The 25,792-nt window shown below is 47.3% G+C and carries 20 protein-coding genes and 2 rRNA genes (1 of these 22 running past the window's edge); 9 read left to right on the top strand and 13 right to left on the bottom strand.

The features are described from left to right. The 3 genes from Dia5BBH33_RS09345 to Dia5BBH33_RS09330 form a co-directional block, all read left to right on the top strand. Positions 1-2,352 (top strand): 23S ribosomal RNA (locus Dia5BBH33_RS09345); it begins 573 nt to the left of the window's first position. A gap of 77 nt (positions 2,353-2,429) precedes the next feature. Continuing rightward, a 5S ribosomal RNA gene (gene rrf, locus Dia5BBH33_RS09340) occupies positions 2,430-2,546 on the top strand. 670 nt (positions 2,547-3,216) lie between these two features. Continuing rightward, positions 3,217-4,977: an IS3 family transposase gene (locus Dia5BBH33_RS09330; RefSeq protein ID WP_143332873.1), complete on the top strand. Its 1,761-nt coding sequence runs from the start codon at positions 3,217-3,219 to the stop codon at positions 4,975-4,977. Between the two features lie 639 nt (positions 4,978-5,616). Here Dia5BBH33_RS09330 and Dia5BBH33_RS09325 read toward each other — a convergent pair. The 3 genes from Dia5BBH33_RS09325 to Dia5BBH33_RS09315 form a co-directional block, all read right to left on the bottom strand. Further along, positions 5,617-6,465, bottom strand: coding sequence for an IS3 family transposase (locus Dia5BBH33_RS09325; RefSeq protein ID WP_117899158.1), 849 nt, complete (start codon positions 6,463-6,465; stop codon positions 5,617-5,619). Continuing rightward, positions 6,465-6,836: a hypothetical protein gene (locus Dia5BBH33_RS09320; protein ID WP_022381565.1), complete on the bottom strand. Its 372-nt coding sequence runs from the start codon at positions 6,834-6,836 to the stop codon at positions 6,465-6,467. The genes Dia5BBH33_RS09325 and Dia5BBH33_RS09320 overlap by 1 nt, the downstream gene beginning before the upstream one ends. Positions 6,837-6,913: 77 nt before the next feature. Beyond that, positions 6,914-7,579 (bottom strand): Crp/Fnr family transcriptional regulator, encoded by a 666-nt coding sequence (locus Dia5BBH33_RS09315; RefSeq protein ID WP_143332872.1) that lies wholly within the window; start codon positions 7,577-7,579, stop codon positions 6,914-6,916. 165 nt (positions 7,580-7,744) lie between these two features. Between Dia5BBH33_RS09315 and Dia5BBH33_RS09310 the strand changes: the two genes are divergently transcribed. After that, complete coding sequence (locus Dia5BBH33_RS09310) at positions 7,745-8,071, top strand: cupin domain-containing protein (RefSeq protein WP_162501792.1); 327 nt, start codon at positions 7,745-7,747, stop codon at positions 8,069-8,071. A 51-nt stretch (positions 8,072-8,122) separates the two neighbouring features. Further along, complete coding sequence (locus tag Dia5BBH33_RS09305; protein WP_143332870.1) at positions 8,123-8,764, top strand: DUF6448 family protein; 642 nt, start codon at positions 8,123-8,125, stop codon at positions 8,762-8,764. A gap of 150 nt (positions 8,765-8,914) precedes the next feature. Here the strand turns inward: Dia5BBH33_RS09305 and Dia5BBH33_RS09300 are convergent, their stop codons facing one another. Further along, entirely contained in the window at positions 8,915-10,492 is a 1,578-nt protein-coding gene (locus Dia5BBH33_RS09300) for an IS1182 family transposase (protein ID WP_143332110.1), read from the bottom strand. A 674-nt stretch (positions 10,493-11,166) separates the two neighbouring features. Between Dia5BBH33_RS09300 and Dia5BBH33_RS09290 the strand changes: the two genes are divergently transcribed. Together Dia5BBH33_RS09290 and Dia5BBH33_RS09285 are read left to right on the top strand one after the other, a co-directional pair. Further along, positions 11,167-11,538, top strand: coding sequence for a hypothetical protein (locus tag Dia5BBH33_RS09290; protein ID WP_022381565.1), 372 nt, complete (start codon positions 11,167-11,169; stop codon positions 11,536-11,538). Beyond that, positions 11,538-12,386: an IS3 family transposase gene (locus Dia5BBH33_RS09285; RefSeq protein WP_117899158.1), complete on the top strand. Its 849-nt coding sequence runs from the start codon at positions 11,538-11,540 to the stop codon at positions 12,384-12,386. Before Dia5BBH33_RS09290 ends, Dia5BBH33_RS09285 begins: the two co-directional genes overlap by 1 nt. 184 nt (positions 12,387-12,570) lie before the next feature. Here Dia5BBH33_RS09285 and Dia5BBH33_RS09280 read toward each other — a convergent pair whose 3' ends face one another. The 9 genes from Dia5BBH33_RS09280 to Dia5BBH33_RS09240 form a co-directional block, all read right to left on the bottom strand. Then, positions 12,571-13,986, bottom strand: a complete 1,416-nt coding sequence (locus tag Dia5BBH33_RS09280) for an IS5 family transposase (protein WP_143332868.1) — start codon at positions 13,984-13,986, stop codon at positions 12,571-12,573. Between the two features lie 70 nt (positions 13,987-14,056). Continuing rightward, positions 14,057-14,440, bottom strand: coding sequence for a hypothetical protein (locus tag Dia5BBH33_RS09275; protein ID WP_162501791.1), 384 nt, complete (start codon positions 14,438-14,440; stop codon positions 14,057-14,059). A 117-nt stretch (positions 14,441-14,557) separates the two neighbouring features. Further along, on the bottom strand, positions 14,558-15,610 hold the full coding sequence (locus Dia5BBH33_RS09270; RefSeq protein WP_143332537.1) for an IS30 family transposase: 1,053 nt from the start codon (positions 15,608-15,610) through the stop codon (positions 14,558-14,560). 85 nt (positions 15,611-15,695) lie between these two features. Then, complete coding sequence (locus Dia5BBH33_RS09265; protein ID WP_162501790.1) at positions 15,696-16,205, bottom strand: WlaTC/HtrL family glycosyltransferase; 510 nt, start codon at positions 16,203-16,205, stop codon at positions 15,696-15,698. A gap of 187 nt (positions 16,206-16,392) precedes the next feature. Continuing rightward, positions 16,393-17,394: a glycosyltransferase family 2 protein gene (locus tag Dia5BBH33_RS09260; RefSeq protein ID WP_143332865.1), complete on the bottom strand. Its 1,002-nt coding sequence runs from the start codon at positions 17,392-17,394 to the stop codon at positions 16,393-16,395. 61 nt (positions 17,395-17,455) lie between these two features. After that, positions 17,456-18,667, bottom strand: a complete 1,212-nt coding sequence (locus tag Dia5BBH33_RS09255; RefSeq protein ID WP_162501789.1) for an O-antigen ligase family protein — start codon at positions 18,665-18,667, stop codon at positions 17,456-17,458. 19 nt (positions 18,668-18,686) lie between these two features. Further along, positions 18,687-19,712, bottom strand: coding sequence for a glycosyltransferase family 8 protein (locus Dia5BBH33_RS09250; RefSeq protein ID WP_162501788.1), 1,026 nt, complete (start codon positions 19,710-19,712; stop codon positions 18,687-18,689). Beyond that, on the bottom strand, positions 19,705-20,910 hold the full coding sequence (locus tag Dia5BBH33_RS09245) for a glycosyltransferase (RefSeq protein WP_143332862.1): 1,206 nt from the start codon (positions 20,908-20,910) through the stop codon (positions 19,705-19,707). Before Dia5BBH33_RS09245 ends, Dia5BBH33_RS09250 begins: the two co-directional genes overlap by 8 nt. Positions 20,911-21,929: 1,019 nt before the next feature. After that, the gene (locus Dia5BBH33_RS09240) at positions 21,930-23,366 is read right to left on the bottom strand and encodes an IS5 family transposase (RefSeq protein ID WP_143332861.1); all 1,437 of its coding nucleotides are present in this window, start codon (positions 23,364-23,366) and stop codon (positions 21,930-21,932) included. A 150-nt stretch (positions 23,367-23,516) separates the two neighbouring features. Between Dia5BBH33_RS09240 and Dia5BBH33_RS09235 the strand changes: the two genes are divergently transcribed. Beyond that, positions 23,517-24,959 (top strand): WG repeat-containing protein, encoded by a 1,443-nt coding sequence (locus Dia5BBH33_RS09235; protein WP_143332860.1) that lies wholly within the window; start codon positions 23,517-23,519, stop codon positions 24,957-24,959. A 124-nt stretch (positions 24,960-25,083) separates the two neighbouring features. Beyond that, a complete protein-coding gene (locus Dia5BBH33_RS09230) occupies positions 25,084-25,788 on the top strand; it encodes a Bax inhibitor-1/YccA family protein (protein WP_108850460.1) in 705 nt (234 codons plus the stop codon). Positions 25,789-25,792: the final 4 nt, after the last annotated feature.

Below are 25,792 nucleotides of genomic sequence, written 5' to 3'. Positions count from 1 at the left end.
TATATCAGGTCGACGGCGTGCCTATTGAAGAATGAACCGGCGAGTTATGAGGTCCAGCGAGGTTAAGCAGGAAATGCGGAGCCGAAGCGAAAGCGAGTCTTAACAGGGCGAGTAGTTGGACTGCATAGACCCGAAACCACAGTGATCTACCCATGTCCAGGTTGAAGCACAGGTAAAAATGTGTGGAGGACCGAACCTATATCCGTTGAAAAGGGTTAGGATGAGGTGTGGGTAGGGGTGAAATTCCAATCGAACGTGGAGATAGCTGGTTCTCCCCGAAATAGCTTTAGGGCTAGCCTCAGGGTAAAGATTGCAGGCGGTAGAGCACTGATCAGGAGAGGGACCTACCCGGTTACCAAACCCAGTCAAACTACGAATGGCTGCAATTATACCTGGGAGTCAGACTACGACTTATAAGGGCCGTGGTCAAAAGGGAAACAGCCCAGATCATCAGCTAAGGTCCCAAATGCCGTGCTAAGTGGCGAAGGATGTGGCGTTTCATAAACAACCAGGATGTTGGCTCAGAAGCAGCCACCATTTAAAGAGTGCGTAATAGCTCACTGGTCGAGAGACGCTGCGCCGAAAATGTCCGGGGCTCAAGCACGGAACCGAAGCTATGGCATTGCGTAAGCAATGGGTAGGGGAGCGTTCTTATGGGGAAGAAGCATTACCGTAAGGAGATGTGGACACATAAGAAGTGAGAATGCCGGTATGAGTATCGAAAAGAAAGGTGAGAATCCTTTCCACCGAAAGCCCGAGGGTTCCTGAGCAACGATCGTCGTCTCAGGGTAAGTCGGGACCTAAGCCGAGGCACAGACGCATAGGCGATGGACAACAGGTTGAAATTCCTGTACCGGATGGAGTCATTTGAGCAATGGAGTGACGCAGGAGGGCACATGATCGCGCGACTGGAAGAGCGCGTCCAAGTGCGTATGTTGAATCGGAGGCAAATCCCCGATTCTGAAAGCAGAGACATGATGGGGAGTTATAAGCGATTATGACGAACTCATGGATCCCACACTGCCAAGAAAAACTTCTAGCGAGACGAAATCCGCCCGTACCGTAAACCGACACAGGTAGGCGGGGAGAGAATCCTAAGGTGCGCGGGAAAACCCTCGTTAAGGAACTCGGCAAATTGCATCCGTAACTTCGGGAGAAGGATGGCCCTGAGTAGGCGAAGTGCAGAAACGCACGGAACAGAAAAGGGTGGCAGAAAAGAGGCCCAAGCAACTGTTTACCAAAAACACAGGTGCCTGCGAAAGCGAAAGCTGAAGTATAGGTGCTGACGCCTGCCCGGTGCTGGAAGGTTAAGGAGAGAGGTTAGCGCAAGCGAAGCTTTGAACTGAAGCCCCAGTGAACGGCGGCCGTAACTATAACGGTCCTAAGGTAGCGAAATTCCTTGTCGGGTAAGTTCCGACCCGCATGAAAGGCGTAATGATTTGGGCGCTGTCTCAACGAGGGGCCCGGTGAAATTGAAATACCTGTGAAGATGCAGGTTACCCGCGACTGGACAGAAAGACCCCATGGAGCTTTACTGCAGCTTGAGATTGAATCCCGGTGGCAGACGCACAGGATAGGTGGGAGGCTTTGAGATAGTGACTTCGGTTGCTATGGAGCCGACGTTGGGATACCACCCTTCTGTTGCTGGGATTCTAACGCGAAGATTAACAACCTTGCGGACCATCTCAGGTAGGCGGTTTGACTGGGGCGGTCGCCTCCGAAAGAGTAACGGAGGCGCCCAAAGGTTCCCTCAGGCCGGACAGAAACCGGCCGAAGAGTGCAAAGGCAGAAGGGAGCTTGACTGCGAGACAGACAAGTCGAGCAGAGACGAAAGTCGGGCTTAGTGATCCGGTGGTACTGCGTGGAAAGGCCATCGCTCAACGGATAAAAGCTACCCTGGGGATAACAGGCTAATCTCTCCCAAGAGTTCATATCGACGGGGAGGTTTGGCACCTCGATGTCGGCTCATCACATCCTGGAGCTGGAGTAGGTTCCAAGGGTTGGGCTGTTCGCCCATTAAAGTGGTACGCGAGCTGGGTTCAAAACGTCGTGAGACAGTTTGGTTCATATCCATCGCGGGCGCAAGAAGTTTGAGGGAGGCTGCTCCTAGTACGAGAGGACCGGAGTGGACGGATCAACGGTGTACCAGTTGTCACGCCAGTGGCACGGCTGGAAAGCCGCATCCGGAAAGGATAAACGCTGAAAGCATCTAAGCGTGAAGCCCGTCCCAAGATGAGACTTCTCATCAGCAATGAGTAAGACCCCTTAAAGACGATGAGGTTGATAGGCTGTGAGTGGAAGAGCCGCGAGGCTTGGAGCGACGCAGTACTAATAGGTCGAGGTCTTAACTTAATTTCACAAAAGCACGACCGGCTTGAAAGAGCCTTCGGAACTTCTTTTATATAGTTTTGAGAGAACAGACTCTCAGATTCAGTGGCGATAGCTGTGAGGATACACCCGTACCCATGCCGAACACGGTAGTTAAGCTCACAAACGCCGAAAGTACTTGGCTGGAAGCGGCCTGGGAGGATAGGAAGCTGCTGATTAACTAGAAAATAGCACTTACTTAATTGTAAGTGCTATTTTTATTTGTGCAGATACCTGCTGTGTCATCTCGGCTGGAATGGCTGGGAGGAACAAGCTGCTGATTAAGTGGAAAAAGCACTAGTCGAAAGGCTGGTGCTTTTTGCATGCTTAGCATTTATGGCACCTGTGCTGTTTTGGCTGGAATCGCCGGGAGGAACAAGCTGCTGATTAAGAAAGAAGCACTAGTCTGATGACTGGTGCTTTTTTGCTGTGTGTATCATTTGAGGCAGTGGGCTTTTGAGGGGGAATCGGCGCTTGGCGGTATTCCCGAAGGTTGACGCGGCTTCGCCGCGAGGGTTGATGGCGCCGCCGGGCCTTCGGCCCTGGGCGCCAAGGGTTCTGCCTGTGATCGGCTTCGCCTTCCGGACGGTTTGAGGGCTCCGCCCAGGGGAGTTATATAGTACCGCTCTGTGCGTATCCCGCATGGGATACGCAAGTCAGCCGAAGTTGGCCTCTAGCCTGCCCAATAAGAGGCCTTCCTTTTAGTCGGCTGACCGATTGGGGAGGTACGGTGCCTTGCGGCGCCATTTTGTATGCCGCCTGTCGGCGGCGGCCCCCCTTTTGTGGCTGACGCCACCACCTTCCCCCCAGCTTCGCTGGTGGGACTATGGGTACTCAGCATTGTGCCACATGACTCTACAAGGAAGCGGAGAGCTGACCTTCCCCTCCGGGGGAGGTGCCGTAGGCAGAAGGGGTGGGGACGCGGACAAAAAGTTGGACCAATTGACAGAGGTGTCAGGAGGTCAATTTATGTATTCGCATGAAGAGCGCTTAAAGGCAGTCAAACTGCACGTCGATTCGGGCATGGGGCTCAAAGGCATTATGAGAACGCTCGGCTATCCTCACGACATAAAAGTGTTGCGTCAATGGTGCCGGGAATTCAAGTTCTCCAGAGAGATTCACGAAGTAGACGGATTTGATGACGGATATTCTCTCAAACAAAAAACATTAGCCGTCAAATACTTCGTAAATTGCGGCGATCTGCGGCGCACCATCAGGGAAATAGGCTATCCCAGCAGCACGCAGAGATTGAAAATATGGGTTGAGAAATACAACCTTAACGAAAACGATCATTGGCAAGCTGACCAGAACCCTGTAAAATGGGGGCAAGATCGACAGACGGGAAGCAGTCCACTGATTCAGGAGAATCCATTCGAAGAAATTGAGATAGCCTCTAACGCTATCTACAAGGACTTAGGCTTCCTCGAGGAATTGTTCCAAAGGAGGCTGGCAACAATGTCTAAAAAGGACTCGGAAGTAACGATTGAATCTTTAAAAGAAGAAATGCAAGTACTGCTTAGAAATATGGAAAACCTCCGCAAAGAGAATAAAGCATTGCTGAAAGCCAATCAGTCACTGGGAGAGAAGACGAAGTCTCTTGATGAAAAGTGCCAGACACTTGCGAAAGAGTATAAGGAGCTTGGCGAGCAGACTCTTATTAAACGGATCGAGTACGAAGCCCTCGAGATAGCTGCAGAAACAATAAAAAAAGAAGAGGGCATCAGTCTAAAAACACTGACCAATCGGGAAAAAGCCATCGTGATTGATGCCCTTCTGAGCCGCAGCAAGTATCCCCTGAAGAAACTGCTGACGGTGCTAAATATGGCTAAAGCCTCATATTTCTACCAGAAATCCGCTATGAAGGCGGGAGATAAATATGCGGAAATACGCGAAACCATCAAAGACAAATTTAAGAAGAACCGGTCGGTTTATGGTTACCGGAGAATCTGGTTAGCGCTCAGAAAAGATGGGAAAATTCTTTCTGAGAAGCTCGTCCGCCGCTTTATGAAAGAGGATCATCTGGTTCCATACCGCAAAAAAGCTAAAAAGTATAGCTCCTACAAAGGAGAAATTTCACCTGCCCCTAATCTCGTTAACAGGAATTTTCATGCCGACGAATTAGGAAAGCTGCTTCTCACAGATATTACGGAATTCCACATATCTGCAGGGAAAGTATACCTGTCAGCTATAACTGACGTCTTTGACGGCAAGATTGTCGCATGGACGATCGGCACGTCGCCGAATGCCAAACTGGTCAATACCATGCTGGTAAAAGCGAGAGAGGCCCTGGGCGATGACAAGCATCCTATCGTTCATTCAGACCGCGGTATACATTACCAATGGCCTGGATGGATCGCCTTGATGAAGAAATTCGGCTGGACAAGATCCATGTCGAAAAAAGGGTGCTCGCCGGATAATGCTGCTTGTGAAGGTGTCTTTGGAAGAGTAAAAAACGAAATGTTCTATAATAGAAGCTGGATAGGTGTATCCATTAAAGAATTCATAGCTTACCTAGACGATTATCTTCATTGGTATAATGAAGACCGAATTAAAATTACCTTGGGCGGCATGAGTCCAGTAGAATACAGAGAAAGCTTAGGGATAATGTAAGTACTACCAGAATGGTCCAAAAAAATATCCGCACCCCCGGTGCATTTCCACGGGCGAAGCCCGGTTTGCTTGTTTTCCCTTCGCGCCAAAGGCGCGGTTGTTTGGTTTAATCATAAGAGGCGGCCTACATCATTTATAGGCCGCCCACCACCGCCGCCGACTGGTATTTACCGGCATTTGCCTCATAGGCTGCCTGCACCGAGATTCTTCACTTCGTTCAGAATGACGCGTAGGGTGGGAAGGGAATCCCGTAACGCTGTCTTTATAAACATAGCCGCGAAGCGGCTATCCACAACCCTCTGAACCTGAGCCGCAGTGCGGCTCCAATGGCGCCACCACAACCTTCGGGCCAAAGGCCCGTCAAACCTAAGAACCTTTGGGCCCAAAGGGCCCATCAATCTTAAGAACCTTTGGGCCCAAAGGGCCCATCAATCTTAAGAACCTTCTGCTCTCTCTGAACCCTCTAAACGTTACCCCTCCGCCATCTGCTTCAGCCCGTCCCTATCTGCAATATGGATTTTCTGCACTGGTCAACGTATTTTGGACACAAAATCTCAAAAATTAGATGTCAAAAAATTAAATAAGTGAAATTAAATGAAATTGTGTAACTCTTAATTTGGACAAAAGGCATTAACCTGCTTAAAAACCATATTTTTCTCTGTACTGCTTTGGTGTAAGGTACTCCAGTGCATATGCCGGGCGCTCTTCATTAAAGAACTTGACGTATTCATCAATCTGACCCGCTACGCCCTCTGTTGAAGTAATATGAAAATCTGAAAACAGCTCGGCTTTCATCCATCCATTAATGGATTCCATGGCTGCATTATCCGTTGGCGTTCCTGCTCTGGACATGGATCGTGTGATGTTATACGCCGGGAGCAGCTGGTTGAAATCCTTTGATGCATATACTGATCCCTGATCAGAATGAAGAATATGCTTAACGCCGGGGAATTTCTTCGTAAATTCAAGGTAGTCGTGCAGTCCGTTAATATATGTCATACGGTCTCCACGCCTTGAGGAAAGTGCGTGGGCGACAATCTCGTTATTCCAAAGATCCATATATATCGTCAGCTCATAGTATGTGTTCTTTACGTAGAATGCAGTCATGTCAGACACAATACATTGCGAGGGCCCATCTATGTTAATCCCTGCAAGCAGCAGATTTGGATAAGTCCTGGATTCACCAGGCTTTTTGTACTTATAGTGTTTGGAAACACTCTTGATCCCGGCCAAACGACAGCATTTATAGGCGTATGATTCAGACATGAAGAGGCCTGTGTCAAGCAGAAGCTTGGCCCTTAGCCAGCGGTATCCGTGGGATGGATACTTCTTATGCCATTCCTTGAGCAGTTCTATGGTATCCAAAAGACGATTCTTTTGTTCAGAAGGATGCCTGGTATGATACAGCCAATAGTAGAAGCTGCTACGCGGAATACCCAGCCTTTCACAAAGCAATTCGACAGGGAAGGAGCCGGAAAGCGCGACGATTACTTCGCAGTCTTTTTGACGTAAGTAATGAGCTTTTTTTTTGAATCATCTTCTTCTACTACTTCGTAACCAAGCTTCAGCCGCTCTTCTCTTATCCTGGCATCAATCAAGGCGCTGATGAGATCTTCCTTGGACATTTTCTGGTATTCATCGAGTTTGGCCGCTTCAGGAATAACTTTTGCTTTGGCAAGACCGTAATCACGGGGCTTGGATGTTTTAGGTGGAAGATGGTTTGTGTTCCTATACATCCTCATATATTCTCTAGCAGTTTGAGCACTGATGCCGTATTTGCCTGCAGCTTCGTATTTATTGATTTGATCCTCATAAATCTGGCGACCAATGTTCATACGCTCTTTCTTTGTGTACTTCATAAGACTGCCTCCTGTATGAAATCTGAATGTGGCGTCCAATGTTTTTAATTCTGATTCCAATATACTACAAAGGCTGTCTAAATTCTTATCCCACCCCTGTCCAGTTTTAGCATAGCACTCGATTTCTTCCCTTTCCGGCTGATGAGGTTCGTTTCTTCCAGCAGGTGGAGTTTACGGGAGAGGGTTTCGGGGGTGGTGCCCAGGTAGGCGGAGAGGTCTTTCATTTTCATGGGGATTTCCAGGTCCGCCGCGCCGCCGCTTAGGAGGGAGAGGCTCAGAAGGTAGGCGGAAAGTCTGGTTTCTACTCTTTCCATCATGAGGAAGCGGGTCTGGTTTTCTGTGTCCGCCATGCGCTGGGCGTTGATTTCCAGAAGTTTCAGGGCCAGCTTTGGGGTTTTCTCAAGGAGGGCGGTGAAGTCGCTTTTCCGGAGGAGGCAGGCGTCGGTGGCTTCCAAAGTGTCGATGAAGAGGTCCTGGGCTCTGGCGCCTAGGAGGGCGTTGGCGCCTTCGTAGCTGCCGGGGGTGAGGAGGCGGAGGAGCTGTTCCCTCCCGTTTCCTGCAATCATGTAGACTTTCATAGAGCCCGATGCCACGATGATGAGGAGGGGGTCGTCTCCCGGCTGCCAGACGGTTTCGCCTTTGTTGAAGTGGCGGTGAATGACGAGGCTTTCGATTTTGTCCTGTTCCTCTTCGGAAAGGTGGTTGAAAAGGGGGACGATGGATGTGCAGTGATGTTCTTTCATGGGATATCCTTTCTTATTTCTTTTCTTCTATTATACATGAAAAAAAGAAATATTTACATTTCTTGATATGTATCAATGTTTTAGATGCCCCGTTTCTTTATACTATTTACAGATAAAGAAATCCGAGCTTACAGAGCTCCAGTGAAACAGGAAAGGATGATTCCAATGATGGACACAATTCAGGAAAACGAAATTTTCAATCTGGCAGATAAGGTGGATTATCAGGACGGTGCTTTCCATCCGCTGGTGATTGACAGCAATGACAAGGCGGAGCACGTGCTCATGGCAGTGGATAAGGGAGTGCTGATTCCGGACCACAAAGCGCCGTCGGACCTCATTTTCCAGGCCCTGGAAGGGGAAGCGGTGCTTCATGTGGGAGGAAAAGACCTCAACGTGAAGAAGGGAGATTTCCTCTATCTGAAGGAAGGCACCCTTCACCATCTGCAGGCGGTGACGAAGTTCAAGTTCTCCATGGTGAGAATCTACAAATAAATTTCAAATTTCATCAATCAATGCTCGTATAAACAGGAAAGGACGATAATTATGATTAACACAATTATGGAAATGACAGCGATAAAAGGTCTGGCGAGGAAAGCGGCCCTTGGGCTGGCGGTGGGAATGCTGCTGCTGGCGCCGGTGGCGGCGGAGGCCCACTGCGATACCATGGACGGGCCGACGGTGAAGGATGCCCTGAAGGCCATGAAAACGGATAATGTGAATTATGCGCTGAAGTGGGTGCAGCCCCGGTATGAGGGGGAAGTGACCCGGGCATTTAATCTGAGCATGAAGGTGATGGATATCAATGCAGATACCAGAAATCTGGCAGAGCAGTATTTCTTTGAAATCCTCCTCCGGGACCACCGGGCCGGAGAGGGGGCGCCTTTTGAAGGGGTGAAGCCCCATGGAACGCCGATTGATGAGAGGGTGAAGGCGGCGGACAGGAGCATTGAAGAAGGAAATCTGAAGCCCCTGGAACATCTGGTGGATAAGGATAAGCAGCCGGAGCTGGAGCGCCGTTTCCAGCGGGTCATGGCCCTCAGGGATTTCGACGTGAATGACCTTGAGGCGGGCCGGGAATACATTGAGGCCTATGTGCAGTTCTTTAAATTTGCAGAGGGAGAGGAGGACGAACATCACGGAGTACATGGCCATGGCGGCCATGAAGCCCTGCATGGACAGGAATAATAAAAAAGGGGCTGTGACAAAATGGTTAATCATTTTGTTGCAGCCTCTTTTTTGCGTCTTTATTTCATCATTTTTAGCTCTGCTGTAAGCCTTTTACGTAAAAATGCGCGTAAGCCCCCTTACCCCCATAAGACTTTTAATTATATTGTCTTAGGCGGCAATCCTTATACGCATTATTTTTGTGATGTATTTCCTTAAATTATAGCCAAGTGCTACCAGGTATAACTCGGCTTTTACAGAATCTATCCCTTTTCTGACGATTCTTTTGTACCATCTGTCATGTTTCATGATTCCAAAAGTTCCTTCAGCCTGGATTGACCGGTTCATTCTTAGCAGGGCTCCATGGATGCTTTCCAGATTATCCTGAACCTCCTGGTACATGTTATTCCGTTCTCTGCTCAATGAGATTCTTTTGTTCTTCGGGGTCTTTTTACATTGCTCTGCCAGCGGGCATCCTTGGCAGTCTTCGCATTCAAATACTTCCTCCTGCCTGCCGTATAAGTTCCCTCTGACCAGATGTCTATAGATAAATTTGAAAGCCCTGTCATTTGGACAACGGATGGTTCCATTCTCATCAACTCTAAAGTTTATTGGCCGAAACGGATTGGTATGGTATTTCTTGTCTTTCGTTTCTTTCTTGTACATGGGGAATTTCATATACTTTTCCATACCGTGCTGCTCGCAATAGATGTAATTGTTGAAAGATCCATATCCTGCATCTGCCACAGGATACTTAGGATAAGCCCCATAGACTTCGTGGAATTCCTCCATCAGCGGTACGAAGCAATCCATATCTGAACGATACTGGTTAACATCAATTACGGCAATAAATTCATCGGCAACACCTATTTGGACATTGTATGCAGGCAGAAGCTGATCATTTCCCATGTAGTCCGACTTGATTCGCATGAATGTTGCATCCGTATCGGTCTTCGAATAACTGTTTCTGGAAGTACCGCATATCTGTATCTTCTCAACATATTCTTCAAGTTTTGATGTATATGCCTTAAGCTGCTCATACTTGCGTTGATGATCGGACTTGCGATGCCCGCTTCCATGAACAAAGGCCGTCTCATCAATCTGCCAGATTTCTTTTAATTTATCCAATACCAGACGCAGATAGTCCGGAGCGTATTCTGTATTGATGTTTACACTCATATGGTCATACTTAAGATCATCATTGAGTAACTCAAAAAGGCTGGTAATCTTGGCAAAATGCTTGTAGCGGGATTTTTCAGCGGATTTCTTCCATACCCAGCTGTATTTATTTGCGTTCGCTTCAAACTTGGAACCGTCAATATATATATGCTGCAAATCCACGTTGAGTTTGCCGCAGAGTTCTTTCGTAATTGAATAAAAGATATCCTTGAGAGAATACTTAAGAAAGCCCTTCACGAAATGACAGAATGTCCGATAGGATGGGGCTTCATAATTCATCAGGTACATATATCTGATATTAACCCTGCAATTATCTTCAAGTTTTCTAAAAGAGCAATATCCTTCTTCTGCGAAACCATAGATGATCGTTTTCAGCATGTTGACGGGATTATACCTGGGTCTGCCAGCGCCACGCGTCGGTATGTAACGAAGGTACTTTTTAAGATCGATTTCCTCCATAAATCTGTCATACATTAAAACAGGATCATCGACATTGAGAATCTCAGAGGGAAACATTGGCAAAATGCCTTGTTCTGCGGTAAAATGATTGCTAGTGTTGTTATTTTTCATTGTAAAAAATTATAACACGAAAGGCTCTGCCCCGGACCAAATGATCCGGGGCAGAGCCTTTTTTGTTGGGATGAATTTTGTCACATCCCCTTTTTGCTGTGTGCGATACTTGATGCCATGGGCTTTTGAGGGGGAATCGGCGCTTGGCGGTATTCCCGAAGGTTGACGCGGCTTCGCCGCGAGGGTTGATGGCGCCGCCGGGCCTTCGGCCCTGGGCGCCAAGGGTTCTGCCTGTGATCGGCTTCGCCTTCCGGACGGTTTGAGGGCTCCGCCCAGGGGAGTTATATAGTACCGCTCTGTGCGTATCCCGCATGGGATACGCAAGTCAGCCGAAGTTGGCCTCTAGCCTGCCCAATAAGAGGCCTTCCTTTTAGCCGGCTGACCGATTGGGGAGGTACGGCGCCTTGCGGCGCCAATATAAATGCCGCCTTACGGCGGCGCCCTCCTTTGGTGGCTGGCGCCACCACCTTTCCCCCGCAAGCGGGGGCACAACAACCCGTGCTATACTTAGTGGCTGTTAAAAAACCACCCTTTGCAAAAATAACCTAAAACTCGAGTGCTATGCTAAAACTGGACAGGGGTGGGATAAGAATTTAGACAGCCTTTGTAGTATATTGGAATCAGAATTAAAAACATTGGACGCCACATTCAGATTTCATACAGGAGGCAGTCTTATGAAGTACACAAAGAAAGAGCGTATGAACATTGGTCGCCAGATTTATGAGGATCAAATCAATAAATACGAAGCTGCAGGCAAATACGGCATCAGTGCTCAAACTGCTAGAGAATATATGAGGATGTATAGGAACACAAACCATCTTCCACCTAAAACATCCAAGCCCCGTGATTACGGTCTTGCCAAAGCAAAAGTTATTCCTGAAGCGGCCAAACTCGATGAATACCAGAAAATGTCCAAGGAAGATCTCATCAGCGCCTTGATTGATGCCAGGATAAGAGAAGAGCGGCTGAAGCTTGGTTACGAAGTAGTAGAAGAAGATGATTCAAAAAAAAAGCTCATTACTTACGTCAAAAAGACTGCGAAGTAATCGTCGCGCTTTCCGGCTCCTTCCCTGTCGAATTGCTTTGTGAAAGGCTGGGTATTCCGCGTAGCAGCTTCTACTATTGGCTGTATCATACCAGGCATCCTTCTGAACAAAAGAATCGTCTTTTGGATACCATAGAACTGCTCAAGGAATGGCATAAGAAGTATCCATCCCACGGATACCGCTGGCTAAGGGCCAAGCTTCTGCTTGACACAGGCCTCTTCATGTCTGAATCATACGCCTATAAATGCTGTCGTTTGGCCGGGATCAAGAGTGTTTCCAAACACTATAAGTACAAAAAGCCTGGTGAATCCAGGACTTATCCAAATCTGCTGCTTGCAGGGATTAACATAGATGGGCCCTCGCAATGTATTGTGTCTGACATGACTGCATTCTACGTAAAGAACACATACTATGAGCTGACGATATATATGGATCTTTGGAATAACGAGATTGTCGCCCACGCACTTTCCTCAAGGCGTGGAGACCGTATGACATATATTAACGGACTGCACGACTACCTTGAATTTACGAAGAAATTCCCCGGCGTTAAGCATATTCTTCATTCTGATCAGGGATCAGTATATGCATCAAAGGATTTCAACCAGCTGCTCCCGGCGTATAACATCACACGATCCATGTCCAGAGCAGGAACGCCAACGGATAATGCAGCCATGGAATCCATTAATGGATGGATGAAAGCCGAGCTGTTTTCAGATTTTCATATTACTTCAACAGAGGGCGTAGCGGGTCAGATTGATGAATACGTCAAGTTCTTTAATGAAGAGCGCCCGGCATATGCACTGGAGTACCTTACACCAAAGCAGTACAGAGAAAAATATGGTTTTTAAGCAGGTTAATGCCTTTTGTCCAAATTAAGAGTTACACAATTTCATTTAATTTCACTTATTTATTTTTTTGACATCTAATTTTTGAGATTTTGTGTCCAAAATACGTTGACCAGTGCAAACACCCTCAAAATGTGAAAATTCACCCCTCAGAAGGCATTTTTGACCTTGAGAATGCCTTGGAACCTCAGTCTGCTAACTCCATATAGTGCTGAGACTCTGATTCTGCCCCTGAATCCACAAAATAGAGCAAAAAAAGAGACCCCGTGGGGATTCTGAACAGATTCCCCACAAGAACAGACATGGCGATAGAAGACAACGTCGTCTCCGGCAGTTTAGTCATGATAAGACCGGCACCATAGCAGTGCTTATCTAAGCTGAAGAAGCGCTCAACCTCGATTATATCGACATTGTCCTGGTATTCTTCCTTTGTTGGCTTCTGTTTCTCTTTTGGCGGACGCCCTAAGCGAGGCCCGGACATGCGAATTCCACGCTGCTTGCATAACTCTCGGTTTGTGCGAGTGCGATAAATCTGATCGACCAGCACCTTCGTAGGATAATGGCCGGTACGGGTTTTATACCGTTCCACTGCATCAGTCAGAACGTTGCCTTCATTGTAAGGGTCGAATGACAGCTTTTCCATCCGGGCGTGTCCCTTTTCATCAATGCTCACATCGTACTTGGCGCCAAATTCTACCGGTGCCTTGACCTTGCCGCGTACAATGGGCCTCAGATGGGGCTGACGCAGGCTGACAATCCTATGCTCGATTCGATGTGTCTTGTGGTCATACATGTACTTCTGCTGCTCATACAGCTTCTGAATGGTCTGGTACAACTGCCGATACTTCTCCGGAAGCTCATAGCCTGCCGCAAGGTACTGTTCGATATAGCGCATATCACGGGCAAGATTGAATAACTCCCGCCGAATCTGCATTCTGACAGCTTTTGCAGACCTTCTCTTGGACTTTGCCAGCTTCAGATAGTCCTTTCTTGCGATTTCCCGGTAAGTCCTTGGCTTAGCCCAGGGATGGTAGGTATCATTGAAATAGTCAATTATCCCCTCCAGATGCTCCCTGGCTTCATTGAGAAGCGAGAAATCCTGAGGATACCGGATATTCGAAGGAGAACAGGTCGCATCCAGAATCAAGGTCCCCATATTGTCGGGGAGAGCAGTGCCATCAGGCACCTCCAACTTATCCTCCCTGTGTTCCGGCGTTACATCAGACGCTGCCAGAATCATTTCATTGACTTCCATAAGGAACTCAGGCGTGAATCTCTTTCTAAAATACACCATAGCAGAGTAGGTGAACGGGCATTCAGGCTGAAAAGATGGGAGCCCAAGGAAATACTGATAATATGAATTTTCTGCAATGAGCTCACATAATTTCCTGTCGGAAGCTCCGGTTGCCTTCTGGATAATATATGCGCCAAAGGCAATACGAAAAGGAATTCCCGGACGTCCTGTTTTAGAAGGGAACTGTTCAGCATAGCGTTCTTCATACTTGTTCCACTCAAGGGAATCCGCCAGCTGAACCCATCTATTGTCGGAGGAAAGCTGGAGCCCACCCGGTTGGCGATAAAATCCTTTCTTATGCAGTTCGATTTCACAATGGTTTCAATCAGATCCTCTGATAGGCAGCCGCCATAGAAAAAGAAATTGTTATGCCAAAGTACTATTTATTAAAATATTCCTTCTCAATTCGTTCCGCATGTCGCTTCTTAATGCGATGTTTAGTTTTCAATTCTTGAATTTTAGCCTTCCATCTTGCCCTCTGCTTACGCCAGAGTCTATGAAAAGCATTATTCCTTTTCGGCTTGTGAATACGTCTTCTAAGTGTATCGCCACCATAAGCACCAAGTCCTTCGCCCCAGTAGGACGCCATATGTGGTTCAAAGTTTTCTGGATGTCGACGATATGCCATCAGCATGAGAGTTTGGTCATCATCTGCCATGCCACATTCCGTGAGCGATTTAAGAGCTTCGTAAGTATCTTGCCAAAGAATAAGCCATAACCTATCTGGAGCTACGGTAATATTGCCTCGAATGTAAGTCCCCATTGCCTGAACAACCTTAAAAATAGGATCGTTATTCAGAGGACAAAGAAGAAAAATATGAACTTTCGGTGAAAAATCATACCCCGAATTGCAATAATAAGTTGAACACCCGGCGAACCTTTATGCAGTAAGTGCTGCAAGCATTTCTTCCCTAAAGCACTCCTCGGGTGTCTTATAGCCGAGTATTTTTCTTGGCAGGGTGTTGGCCCAGCACTCTACTCTGGAAATGTATTCCACTGGGTAATCCTGGATTTTCTTCCCTTTGGGAAGAAATCGACGGAATAAGCCGTTGTGATTCTCATTCGTACCTTTGTCGCTGGAGCAGTACGGATGCGCATAATAGATCCGTGTGTGACTTAGTTTCTCTAGCTCCGACAGGCTAGAAAACTCACTGCCATTGTCTGTCGTAATGCTGAGGAACACTCGGCTGAAACAGCCGCGGAACATTCCATCCTTCAATTTTCTGAAGGCTGCTATTACAGAGGCACTTTCCTTGTTGGGCAGTTTTCTGATGAGGGAACAGCGTGTCTTGCGCTCAACCAGAGTCAGCAGTACTTCGTCCTTTGAGCGAGATCCCAGTACAAGGTCACACTCCCAATGCCCGAAATCCTGACGCTCATCCACAGAAGGATCGCGCTCATCTATACTGCGGCCGAACTTCTTCTTACGCTCACGAACCCGCTTCCTGGCGTTTTTTCGCTTGACGCGCAAGGGCAGGTCAATACTCTTGATTTTTCCTAGGAGCCCCAGCGTGACATAGTTGTACAGGGTTTTCGTACAGACCATCTCGCCACGTTGAAATTCTCCCGTAACCAGTGCCCTGCCAAAGCAGGCATCGAGCGACCAGTGATGTTCCTGAAGTCTCTTCTGCACATAGTCGAGGAATGCTCCCTTTGCTATGGCGTCGCATTTGCGACCACAGTTTTCGCGATGCGCCTCATAGGTGCTTTGCCCGTCTGCTGCGCGATAGCGTTCCACCTTGCCGTTATAGCAAAGAACCTTGCCACGCTTCACCTCGTTGCGTACCGTATTGACACAGCACCCAATCTCACGGGCTATGCTCCGATACGATTGCTTGTCGCGGAGACGCGTTTGGATAATGACTCGTTCCTCAAAAGTTAAATGAGCCCCTTTTTTGCGTAACGTATCCGTGGTAAAATGATTTTGATCCATAGCGATTCTCCTTTGTGGTTGTGTTTTTTGTGCAACTACATTTTACCACAAGGGTTCGCTATGGATTTTTAAGTGTTCAACTTAATTATACAATCCGCCATGAAAAATCATACGACCACAAAAAGTTAAAATCTTCAGAATAAGGAAAATCCTCTCCACCATGATCAAATCCAAAATCTATCCACGCAACTGTACCTTTGGCAAATCCGTCCTTGACAGCTTTTTGTACCCAATACGACTTAATGCAAGTTATATAATTATATCTGTAATTCCAACTTTCTGGATTTGCCAAAGCATCATGAAATAACCAAGAGTCCTTATTCTCCATTGCATACTTTATATCTTGATATACATCAGGCACTTCCTTAGTTACGTCATTTATAGGGACAACTATCGTCCTATCTTCCAGACCATACTTCCGTCGAATTGCAAGAACTTCGGAGACCATCTCTGGCATAGTATATACCACTAACCTATTTTTCATTCGGGCCCAGTGATCAAAATGCTTAAAATATGTCTTTTCAGTCCTAGAAAATTTAACCCAAGTACTTCTATTTATCTCAAAAAATGCTGTGACTAGTGTGATTTCAGACATATGTCCTCTCTTTCTATTCATGAATAACTTATTTGAGCACTAATTCTTTTATAATCATCTACGATAAAAGCATCGTACAGCTAATTTCTGTAATTTCCATAGTTATGATTGCTTCATATCAGCTATTCTTTACTATCTTTTAAACTCCTTCAAGGAGTATTGACAAAGTTGACAGCAAATTCGCTACTTATCTTCTTGCTCTTCTCTTTTGCTGCCGCTCTATTAACATGCGCTGTGCTTTACCCATAAAATGTAACAGGCCTGTATGATTGGATAGCAGAACATCTCGAACAACGCATGTAAGGAATGGCAAAGGTACCCTGCATTCCCTAATATACGTACGTCCATAAATTTTCTCAGCTTCTGATAATGCATTAACCCCTGCATCTAAAGACAATGCCCTGATGATTGAGCGCATGGACTTCTGCGCACAGAAAAAAGCGGCACCATTATTGTTGTAATGGTCAGCAATCTTTTCATGGTTCTTCCACGCCAGGAAATGATCATATTTCCTTCGTATGTAATGAGTGCCGGCTTCCGACATAATGCTATGTTCATTCTCATGGCTGTAGTAGTAATAAGGTTCTTTCCGAAGGATAACCTGTCCCGCCCGGTAGAACACTTCAGGCATAATGTACAAATCTTCCATGACCTGCCCCACCGGCAGTCGGATATCATCCCATAAAGATTTTTTATACAACTTCCCCCACACAAAATTGGGAAGCCGGTTAAGGAGTATATCTTCTTTGATTTTGTCGCTGTTTTCAGTATCTGACCAATGGCTTGAGTCAGAATGAATATTTCCATCCTTTTCTACCCGATTATGTCCTACCATGACGATATCCGCATCATATTTGGCAGCTTCCTTTAATGTAAAAGCAAGAATATCCGGGTTCACATAATCATCCGAGTCCATGAACATGACATACTGTCCCTTTGCCATATCGAGTCCCCTATTTCTGGCAGCGCTGACTCCCTGGTTTTTCTGGCGCACAAAATGTACTCTTTCATCTTCTGCTGTCGCCCTTTGGCAAATAGCAGCTGTAGAATCAGTAGAGCCATCATCCACTAGAATCAGTTCCCAATCAGGGCATGTCTGATGAATAATACTTGAAATGCCTCTCTGTATAAAATTTTCCGCATTGTAGCAAGGAACAATCATAGACACTGCAGGTATATTTTTAGCCATAAAAATCTCCCCATACCGACATACCACTTCAATCCATTAAAGCCATATAAGCAGTAATGACTTATGTTCTTTTATACTCCCATCTTTCAAAAAGCAGACTGATTCCCATCAGCATATAAAGTATACGCCCAGTCAGTTTCAAAATAAAAGTCTGGTCGGTCAGTCCATGCACTGTGGCCGCAACAAAGGCAAAAAGCATTGCCCAGCCAAAAATGTCATCGGTATGCGTTTTAACACGGCAAAGAAGATATGCCATAACCAATATACAATACGCAATGTATCCCAGTCCACCCAGCAGCCCACTCGTTGCAAAAAAATAGACGAATACATTATGAGGCATAATTTGCCCTGCTTCTAAACTGTTCAAAGGATGATACGGACCTGATGCATAGGATGCCTGCCATCCGTTCAGCCCGATGCCGGTCAGAGGATGATTCAGCCACATATGCCAGCTGCTTTCCCACATAAGGAAACGTTCACCGCCCATCATGGCGTTCATATTTCCCCAGCGCAGGAAGACTGCATAAACAGCCGCTGCCAGAACAAACGCCGCCGCTCCTCCAATCAGCAGGAAACGCGTTTTTCCAGAAAATGCTTTTCCCCTATAATGAAGCCAAAGGGTCAGTGTAACCACCACGGCTGCCGAAATCCCCATCATGGAACCACGGACTTCTGCCAGATATAAGGTGACCATTTCCAGCGGAAGAAGTATAACCCCCGCCTTAAAAATCCACGGACATTTCCGCCGGTAATACACTGCAATGGCCACAGTGAAGGGAATAAACATATCCAACATCATGCCGATGCGTGTTGAAAAATGATAAAAGCTGCTCAATCTGCTCTCTCCCAATGCAAAATATTTGCCTATACCATAGAGACACAGGGCATAGAGAACAGCATATAACGTCAAGCAGGCTATTTTCCGGATATCCCTATCCCATCCCACATAGAGCAGCATCCACAAAGGAAGAGTATACAGCACAAAGCCGACAGCGCAGAAATATCCACCATACAGATTTTTTATATTGTCCAGATGAAAAAGTGTGGCTATGAATAGAGCCCCATAAAGAATTGCAAAAGCTCCAACCAGTTTTCTATCAAGATGTATGGCCGGGACCTTTTCCCGTTTAAATAAGGTATAAATGACAAAAAGGGCAAATATAATCATTGCCACTGAAAACCCTGTATTCGTGTAATTATAGGCCGTAGCCCCCCATGTAATCACCGCAGCAGTAACCGCTGCCGGCCACATGAATTCCTCTCCGTGATTCATAAAATTCCCCATTCTTTATTCACTCATGTCTGACAAATTTATCAGATAAATACTTGCCATACATCTGCACCATTTTTCCATATTTTCCCATACGCCGTGCATGACGGGCCGCCTGATGGATATCCTTATGCCTCCGAAAGCCCACCAGCGGAACATCCTTCCAGGGAGAAGTTTGTGCAAAACTGTGATACTTCTCAACTCCCGGCAAATCCTGCACCCAGCTGCGCCATGGTTTGACAATACCGGCGAAATGAACCAGTACCGCTGACTGATCATAAACTAGGGGCTCCTGCTTTTGGAAAAAGCCCTTCATGTCTATGTTGTAAATATAATTATATTTCTTAGGCATCATCAGGAAACGACCATCCAGCAGGATATTCAGGATATCCTGGTCGTGGGACGCCAGCGGTTTCCCCGATGCCTTCCTCTGAACCGCCATATCGGCAGCCTTGAAAGAAACAGCCACTTCATTCCAATTATTTATATCAATCAGCATCATTCCGGAATTAAAGTAAGCCTTCGTCCCCACCTTTTTTCTCCGCATTTCTGCATAGGCAGGGCTGGTATCTTCCACACAGGCAGCTATATTACCGCCCAAATCAACATTCATCAGCTCATCAAGCGAGTTCTGGCACATAATGTCCCCATCCAGATACAGCACCCGCTGAATCTGCTCCTCTCCCAGAAGAGGAGGAACAAGGAACCTGTAGAAAAAGGCAGCAATACCGTCACGATGCAGCATTTCCCTGAAAAAAGAATCATCCACATAATATAGAGTAATCCGGCAGTTCCACCGATGGGCCACGATCTCCATCTTTTCCTTATCTTCCGGCTCAATGCCATTGATGAATACATGGAAATGGAAAGCCCTCTTGGGATTGCTTTCCAGAATAGAGACCATGGAAATACCTGTATGAACAAGATAATTAGACGTTCCGGAAAAGGCAATGTGATAAACCTCGCCCGAAGTATCCCCTATTTCCTCTTTTTTCAGGATAGCCCCATCAAATGAAGAAATTCCTTTCTGCTCCTGTAAATTACTCACCGCTGACCACCTCATTCAACAACTTTTCCCACATATTCCATATAGCTTCCGGAGCATACCCCTTCATAGCCTCTCTGGCCTGCGCTCCCATTTTTTCTCTTTTTTCCCTGCTGTCCATCAGTATCTTCATTCCTTTGGCAAAAGATTCTGCTCCATCATCCACCAGGACTCCGGTCCTGCCGTCATCAATCAAATCCACCACCGCCGTACAGCTCTTAAATCCCACCACAGGAAGACCGGAGCTCATAGCCTCTGTCATCGCAAGAGGGAACCCCTCATAAGCACTGGGGAAACAGAATATATCAGATTTCTTATACTGATTAATGATATGAGTACTTTCACCTTTAAGAAACACCTGATTTTCCAGATAATACTTCCGAATCTGCTCCCTGAGCTCTTTGGCATAGGAAGCACCGGAATCATTGCCACCGCCCCAAAGCTCCACACGCCAGTCCGGATAGTCCTTCGCCAATCCGGCAAAAGCCTCCACCAGCAGATGCTGACGCTTCTGCGGTTTATTCAGCCGTGCCGCATTGATAATGGTGTAAGTCTTCTTCTCTGCTCCCGGATCTGCATGTTCCTCATACTGCGGCACTGCATTGGGAATCCAGACCACATGGGCACCGGGGCAAAACCTCTCCACCACCGGGATATCCCGTTTCAACAGCACCTGGGCTCGGCTGCTTTCTGCTATAGCCCGAATCTCCCCTTTAGGCGCTCCAGGAAGAATGAAATCCGGACTCATGTGAAACATAGTAATAACCGGTACCTTCACATGGGCAAAATGAAGCAGGTAATTACTGGTCTCATAACGGAAAGAAACAATAATGTCAGGTTGAATAGTATCTATCCTATTTTTTATTTCCTGCTGTATCATCCGGCCTTTGCAGGACTCATTCCATTCCCGTGCCTGACTTTTACTGAAAATGCGCAGTACTTCCCTGACGACCTTATTAAATCCGGACACACACTGCCCCAGAGATGGATTCTTCCATTTATCCGGGTGCTCCGCCATGAGATTATACGTCTTTACCGCACTATCCAGCGCATAAAAAGGCCTGCCCGACCTGCCATAGCAATAAACAATAGAAACCTCGTGCCCCCGGGCTGCCATAGCATTCGCCATATTGCAGCACACCCGCTCAATGCCGCCGCTCATCTCTATAAACTTTTCAAAATAAGCCAGTACAATTTTCATAGAATAATCACCTAAAAACAACTTCCCCTTCAGAACCCGCAATCAGCCTCGGCAGGCCTCTGATGCTGAAGCCCTCTCTCGTAATAAACATTCCCTGCGGTCTCCTGAAACCATACAGACACTGCTCCGCAGCCCATAACGCAGAACCGCCAAAAATTCATCATATTAAATAACGTTTTGCTTATCTTTTTTATTATATATGTATTCCATCAATAAGCAAGGATTTCCCATATTTCCCTACACAAATAACAAGGCTTCAATAAAAACACCATCTGAACATATCTCTTCCGCCGCCATTCCCTGCAAATTCATTTCAAAAGCATTTTCGTGCAGTATGCTGCTTAATAGTTTAATTCAAGAATGATTCGCCACATGAAATCAGGCATTCTAACATCCTATTCGATGTAAAAATGCCTGATTTCATCCTGCTTATTTCATTGTGAGTATTATGCGCCATAAGTCCCAATACGCGGCCGAGAGCCACATGATACCCTGACCGAAGCCGCCTGCTTTTTAAACTCCAATACGAAATGGAGAGCCGGCCTGTTGTCTTTGCGATAAGTATAACTAAGCCCATAAATACAGGGAATTCCGGAAGAAATCATACCCATAAAACGAATGGCTCTCTTCTGCATATTCACCGGTTCTCTATTGCGTATCCCATGACTCTCACATGCGTATGGAGCGGCTCTGAAGCAGCGTCATATTCGCTGGGTCTGAACATATCTCTTCCGTCGCCATTCCCTGCAAATTGATTTCAAAAGCATAACCTGCAGCCAATCTCTGACGGTTTTAATTTAACATTCTCACGTTATTTCACGTTAGGGAAGCGCTGATTAAATCGTTATCGAATTTCATTCTTGTATTTTTATTTAATGCAAGGAATCAGTCGACGCGAATAGCGAGCTATTTAGTGGCTGTTAAAAAACCACCCTTTGCAAAAATAACCTAAAACACCCTCAAAATGTGAAAATTCACCCCTCAGAAGGCATTTTTGACCTTGAGAATGCCTTGGAACCTCAGTCTGCTAACTCCATATAGTGCTGAGACTCTGATTCTACCCCTGAATCCACAAAATAGAGCAAAAAAAGAGACCCCGTGGGGATTCTGAACAGATTCCCCACAAGAACAGACATGGCGATAGAAGACAACGTCGTCTCCGGCAGTTTAGTCATGATAAGACCGGCACCATAGCAGTGCTTATCTAAGCTGAAGAAGCGCTCAACCTCGATTATATCGACATTGTCCTGGTATTCTTCCTTTGTTGGCTTCGGTTTCTCTTTTGGCGGACGCCCTAAGCGAGGCCCGGACATGCGAATTCCACGCTGCTTGCAGAACTCTCGGTTTGTGCGAGTGCGATAAATCTGATCGACCAGCACCTTCGTAGGATAATGGCCGGTACGGGTTTTATACCGTTCCACTGCATCAGTCAGAACGCCGCCTTCATTGTAAGGGTCGAATGACAGCTTTTCCATCCGGGCGTGTCCCTTTTCATCAATGCTCACATCGTACTTGGCGCCAAATTCTACCGGTGCCTTGACCTTGCCGCGTACAATGGGCCTCAGATGGGGCTGACGCAGGCTGACAATCCTATGCTCGATTCGATGTGTCTTGTGGTCATACATGTACTTCTGCTGCTCATACAGCTTCTGAATGGTCTGGTACAACTGCCGATACTTCTCCGGAAGCTCATAGCCTGCCGCAAGGTACTGTTCGATATAGCGCATATCACGGGCAAGATTGAATAACTCCCGCCGAATCTGCATTCTGACAGCTTTTGCAGACCTTCTCTTGGACTTTGCCAGCTTCAGATAGTCCTTTCTTGCGATTTCCCGGTAAGTCCTTGGCTTAGCCCAGGGATGGTAGGTATCATTGAAATAGTCAATCATCCCCTCCAGATGCTCCCTAGCTTCATTGAGAAGCGAGAAATCCTGAGGATACCGGATATTCGAAGGAGAACAGGTCGCATTCAGAATCAAGGTCCCCATATTGTCGGGGAGAGCAGTGCCATTAGGCACCTCCAACTTATCCTCCCTGTGTTCCGGCGTTACATCAAACGCTGCCAGAATCATTTCATTGACTTCCATAAGGAACTCAGGCGTGAATCTCTTTCTAAAATACACCATAGCAGAGTAGGTGAACGGGCATTCAGGCTGAAAAGATGGGAGCCCAAGGAAATACTGATAATATGAATTTTCTGCAATGAGCTCACATAATTTCCTGTCGGAAGCTCCGGTTGCCTTCTGGATAATATATGCGCCAAAGGCAATACGAAAAGGAATTCCCGGACGTCCTGTTTTAGAAGGGAACTGTTCAGCATAGCGTTCTTCATACTTGTTCCACTCAAGGGAATCCGCCAGCTGAACCCATCTATTGTCGGAGGAAAGCTGGAGCCCACCCGGCTGATTGAAGTCAAAAATAGAAATTTGCTGGTACTGGGGAGTGAGTTTATACATGAATAGAGCTCCTATGTGCAAAGAAAATCTGGGGATGCTAAAATTAACTATGCATATATTATACAATATTACATGTTAAATCTCAGTAGTTATCTAATATATTCTATCATAAATAGTTATTCAGCATGCACTAAATAGAAAGGACGCTCTATGAACTACAGAACCGGAAAGATTCTGCTTATCACATCCCTCCTGCTTCTGCCGGCTGCATTTTCTCCTGCCCGGGGAGAGGAACCGGCTTTTTCTTATACCCATATCCATCGGGAGGGCTCTGTTTCCACTATGGAGACAGGCAGGGTGGAGACGAGGGAAAAATCATCGAAAAAGACCACCCATTACGATATATCGGTGAACCTGCCTTCTTCGCCGGCGGCGGGAGGCCTGCTGTATCCCTACCTGGCAAAGAACGGCCTTCCCGGCGATGTTCACCGGCGCAGGGGGGAAAGTGATGTTTATGGCTATGGTGTCACCGCTGCGTTTCGGAATAAAAAGGGCTGGGGGCTCCTGAACCGGGAGGGACATGAAATCGTTCCTGCTTTCTGGGATTCCATGTCCTATGAAGGAAATGGGCTGTTTCAGGTGAAGAAGGGAAAGAAGATTTCCTATATCACCGCAGATGGCCGCGTGGCGTTTCCGGATAGAGAAGAGGGCCCTTCTTTTTACAGGGAAAAGGGGAAATACGGTATTCTTGATGACCGTGGAAATCGGGTGACGGCGCCGCTGTATAGGGAGGTGCTGGCGCCTTTCAGCGAGGGCATTGCTTTTGTGCAGCTTTCCGACGGACGGAAGGGCGGCATCGACGGGTCGGGGAAACTTCTTTTTACCGCGGAATTTGACAGCGTGGGACCCTATGAGGATGGTTTGGCGGAGTACCGGCGGAAGGTGAACCGTTTCAACTGGGGCACCCTGGCAGGGGCCGTGCTTGGGGGCCTTGGCGGCAGCGGCGGAGGCGATGAAATGCTTCCTCTTTCCTATGACGGCGTGAAGCGGGGCTATCTGGACCGGCAGGGACGTATCGTGGTGGACAGCCGCTCCGACGAGGTATATCCCATGACAGAATGGGGCACCTTCGTGAAGGACCACGGCCTTCTGGGCTTCGTGAACCGGAAGGGAGAGTACATCATCCCGCCGGGGCGCTATGACCTTTCCGGCGGCAGGCTCTATGAAGAGGAAGGGCTGGTGACTCTGAGGGATAAGGAAAAAGGAAAGATGGGTGCCTTCCGTCTGGAGGACGGCAGGCAGGTCATGGATTTCCTGTATGACCGGATTACATTCCTCGGGAAAGACCGCGTGCTTTATGAAATGGGCGGTAAGACGGTGCTTTCCGGAGAAAGCGGCGTCATTCGTGAGCTTCCCTCCGGCGCCGTCATGCAGCCCTATTCGGAAGAGGGGCTGGCCTGGCTGGAAGAGGGAAAGAAAATCCATGCCCTGGACCGGGAAGGAAAGATTCTGTTCACCCTTCCGGAAGGAGAGGCGGCGCGGCCTTTCCGACATGGCCTGGCACCGGTGAAATCCCACGGACTCTGGGGGCTTGTGGATATCCACGGGCAGTGGGTGAAATCTCCCCTGTATAAGGATGTACAGATGATGTGACACTGTACAGGCTGTGTTACAATATAAATATAAAAGGCCATAAAAGGGCGGCATTCTTTGCGAAGGCCGCTTCTTTTCTCAAATAAATCGATATAAGATATTTCATTCAGAAAGGAGTCTTTCTATGTATGACGAATTGACAGCGGAACGGGAGAAAAGTATTTCCATCAATATGCCCGGTCTCATGAAGGATGTGTATGCCTGGATGGCCATCGCCCTGGTGGTGACGGGATTCAGCGCATGGTTCGTGGCGGATAATGCCCTGCTCCGGGGGCTTTTCATGGGAAGCCGCACCGGCACCCTGGTGCTCATCGTGGCCACCTTTGCCCTGGTATGGCGTCTGTCCTCTGCCATGGGGAAAATGTCTCTGAAAACGGCGGCGGTCATGTTTCTGGTGTATTCGGTGCTGAACGGCATTACCCTGTCGGCGGTATTTTTGACCTACACCCTTTCTTCCATCGGCGGCGTGTTCTTCATGACCGCCGGCACCTTCGGCATCATGTCGGTGTACGGCTATGTGACGAAGGCGGATTTGTCGAAGCTGGGAAATATGTGCCTCATGGGACTTTTCGGCATCATCCTGGCCACGGTCGTGGGTTTCTTCTTCGACAGCACCCTGCTGCAGATGCTTATTTCCTACGCCGGCATCCTGATTTTCACGGGCCTCACCATTTATGACACCCAGTCCATCAAACGCCTGGCCCTCACCTATCATTCCCGGGCCACCGACGAAGGACAGAAGATAGCCATCATGGGCGCCCTCACCCTGTACCTGGATTTCATTAACATCTTCATTTACCTCCTCCGCCTCTTCGGCGAGAAGAAATAGGGAC

Origin of the sequence: Dialister hominis (assembly GCF_007164725.1) — a bacterium.
GTDB classification, from domain to species: domain Bacteria; phylum Bacillota; class Negativicutes; order Veillonellales; family Dialisteraceae; genus Dialister; species Dialister hominis.
This window is presented reverse-complemented; position numbering and strand designations above follow the sequence as displayed.

Coding starts and splice junctions, on each gene's coding strand:
- Dia5BBH33_RS09330 (WP_143332873.1), top strand. CDS start 3,217: ATGACTCTACAAGGAAGCGGAGAGCTGACCTTCCCCTCCGGGGGAGGT.
- Dia5BBH33_RS09320 (WP_022381565.1), bottom strand. CDS start 6,836: ATGAAGTACACAAAGAAAGAGCGTATGAACATTGGTCGCCAGATTTAT.
- Dia5BBH33_RS09315 (WP_143332872.1), bottom strand. CDS start 7,579: ATGAAAGAACATCACTGCACATCCATCGTCCCCCTTTTCAACCACCTT.
- Dia5BBH33_RS09310 (WP_162501792.1), top strand. CDS start 7,745: ATGATGGACACAATTCAGGAAAACGAAATTTTCAATCTGGCAGATAAG.
- Dia5BBH33_RS09305 (WP_143332870.1), top strand. CDS start 8,123: ATGATTAACACAATTATGGAAATGACAGCGATAAAAGGTCTGGCGAGG.
- Dia5BBH33_RS09300 (WP_143332110.1), bottom strand. CDS start 10,492: ATGAAAAATAACAACACTAGCAATCATTTTACCGCAGAACAAGGCATT.
- Dia5BBH33_RS09290 (WP_022381565.1), top strand. CDS start 11,167: ATGAAGTACACAAAGAAAGAGCGTATGAACATTGGTCGCCAGATTTAT.
- Dia5BBH33_RS09275 (WP_162501791.1), bottom strand. CDS start 14,440: ATGGGGACTTACATTCGAGGCAATATTACCGTAGCTCCAGATAGGTTA.
- Dia5BBH33_RS09270 (WP_143332537.1), bottom strand. CDS start 15,610: ATGGATCAAAATCATTTTACCACGGATACGTTACGCAAAAAAGGGGCT.
- Dia5BBH33_RS09265 (WP_162501790.1), bottom strand. CDS start 16,205: ATGTCTGAAATCACACTAGTCACAGCATTTTTTGAGATAAATAGAAGT.
- Dia5BBH33_RS09260 (WP_143332865.1), bottom strand. CDS start 17,394: ATGGCTAAAAATATACCTGCAGTGTCTATGATTGTTCCTTGCTACAAT.
- Dia5BBH33_RS09255 (WP_162501789.1), bottom strand. CDS start 18,667: ATGAATCACGGAGAGGAATTCATGTGGCCGGCAGCGGTTACTGCTGCG.
- Dia5BBH33_RS09245 (WP_143332862.1), bottom strand. CDS start 20,910: ATGAAAATTGTACTGGCTTATTTTGAAAAGTTTATAGAGATGAGCGGC.
- Dia5BBH33_RS09240 (WP_143332861.1), bottom strand. CDS start 23,366: ATGTATAAACTCACTCCCCAGTACCAGCAAATTTCTATTTTTGACTTC.
- Dia5BBH33_RS09235 (WP_143332860.1), top strand. CDS start 23,517: ATGAACTACAGAACCGGAAAGATTCTGCTTATCACATCCCTCCTGCTT.
- Dia5BBH33_RS09230 (WP_108850460.1), top strand. CDS start 25,084: ATGTATGACGAATTGACAGCGGAACGGGAGAAAAGTATTTCCATCAAT.